2 protein-coding genes are annotated in these 1,573 nt (G+C 58.9%); both read right to left on the bottom strand.

Annotated features, from left to right (window positions below):
- Positions 1-89: 89 nt before the first annotated feature.
- The gene (locus CRO75_RS32195) at positions 90-380 is read right to left on the bottom strand and encodes a hypothetical protein (RefSeq protein WP_097140668.1); all 291 of its coding nucleotides are present in this window, start codon (positions 378-380) and stop codon (positions 90-92) included.
- Positions 381-574: 194 nt separating this feature from the next.
- Positions 575-1,453 (bottom strand): methyltransferase domain-containing protein, encoded by an 879-nt coding sequence (locus tag CRO75_RS32190; protein ID WP_097140666.1) that lies wholly within the window; start codon positions 1,451-1,453, stop codon positions 575-577.
- Between the last annotated feature and the right edge of the window lie 120 nt (positions 1,454-1,573).

Here is a 1,573-nt window from a genome sequence, read left to right as displayed (position 1 = left end):
GAGTTCGTATCGCTTGGCCATCAGGGGCTCCTGCCGTTGATGGCGGCGATTTTACCCATTTCGATGTTTCAAGGGTTTTCGTACAGAACCTAGTGCTTCGACGCCTGAATAGGTTCTTCAAGCAAAGGCCCCGTGATTTTTCTACTGCTGTAATCACCGACAAAGTAATTGATTCGGTTTGCCAGGTGCTGAATGGACAGCCAGCCTAAGCCTTTGTAGTCGCGCAACTCCTCGTCGTTCAGCTTGATTAGGCATTCGTAACTCACGAAAGACGCTTCACACTCGACGAGAATATAAACTGCGCCATCCTCTGCTTTGAGAAGATGCCAGTAGTCATCCGCTATGTGGTATTGCGCAGGTGCAAGCTGAACCAAATCCATATTTTATTTCCATAGGTTATTTTCGATTTCTGACCATTAAATTGCTGCGAATGCGCGACTTCAAATAACCGCTTATGGCCGATTGGGTCATTCGCGAGTGCTCGCTTTTGTCAGGGACGAATGACCAAGCCAAAAGGGACATCAATCTAACCAGCCAAAGTTGTCCACTCCACCGAGCGGGGACTTCCCCCCTATTAATAGCTGCTAGCTGCCGGATTGCGTGCTATGACGATCCACGCCGCGCCGTCGATCATCACCGAGCGCTCGCCGGGGAGGCCCGCGAAGGCGGCACGGACCGCGGCCCAGGCGTGGTCTCGGATGTCGTCGGGCTGATCCGCGAGCACAAGCGACAATGGGCCGCCCTCGAACACCATCCTCACCGCGTCGTCGATCGCCGCGTCTCGCGTCTCGCCTTCGCCGAACGGGATGGAAACATCGAAGGGCGCAATAGTGATATCGGTGAAGCCGGCCGCTGTCAGGATGTGTGTCACGCGTCCCCGGTCGCCGAACGAGAATGGGCCGGGCGCTTCGAGATCAGGCGGTGCGGTCGGCGCGACCATGCCCTTGATCGCGCCCATCGGCAGGCGGACCCAATCGTTCTCGGCCACGCCGCGCCAGCAGACAAAAGCGACCCGTCCGCCCGGCCGGAGCGCGCGTCGCATATGGGCGAACGCCCCTGTCGGATCGTCGAAGAACATCACTCCGAAACGCGAGAACAGGATGTCGAACGCGCCCTCGGGCAGCTCGGCGCTGCTGGCGTCGGCTACCTGGAACTGGGCCGGCGTATCCTGTGGCGCAAGCGCGCACGCTCGGCCGATCAGCGGTTCAGATATGTCCACCCCCAGCACTTGGCCGCCCGAGCCGACACGGGCGGCCAGAGCCAGACTTGACGCGCCCGCGCCCGCGCCGCAGCCGACGTCCAGCACGCGCTCACCCGTCTCGGGCGCGGCGGCTTCTATCGCGGCCTGACCGAACACTGCAAACATGGCGTCGAGCCGGGCTTGATTGGCGGCCCAATACTCTCCGCTTTGGCCATTCCAGTCGGCGACCTGATAGGTATTTTGCTCTGTCATGACATCTCCTCGTTTTGATTCGTTCCTAAGAAGGTGTAGACAAAATAAACTAAAGTTACCATTTCTTCTGCCTGGACAGCCTCGAAGTCATGCCTAGAATCGGACGCCCGCCCGCGATTA

This window comes from Pseudomonas sp. LAMO17WK12:I10 (assembly GCF_900215185.1).
Lineage (GTDB): Bacteria > Pseudomonadota > Gammaproteobacteria > Pseudomonadales > Pseudomonadaceae > Aquipseudomonas > Aquipseudomonas chlororaphis.
The sequence above is the reverse complement of the archived record's forward strand: the minus strand, read 5'-3'. Positions and strand labels throughout refer to the sequence as shown.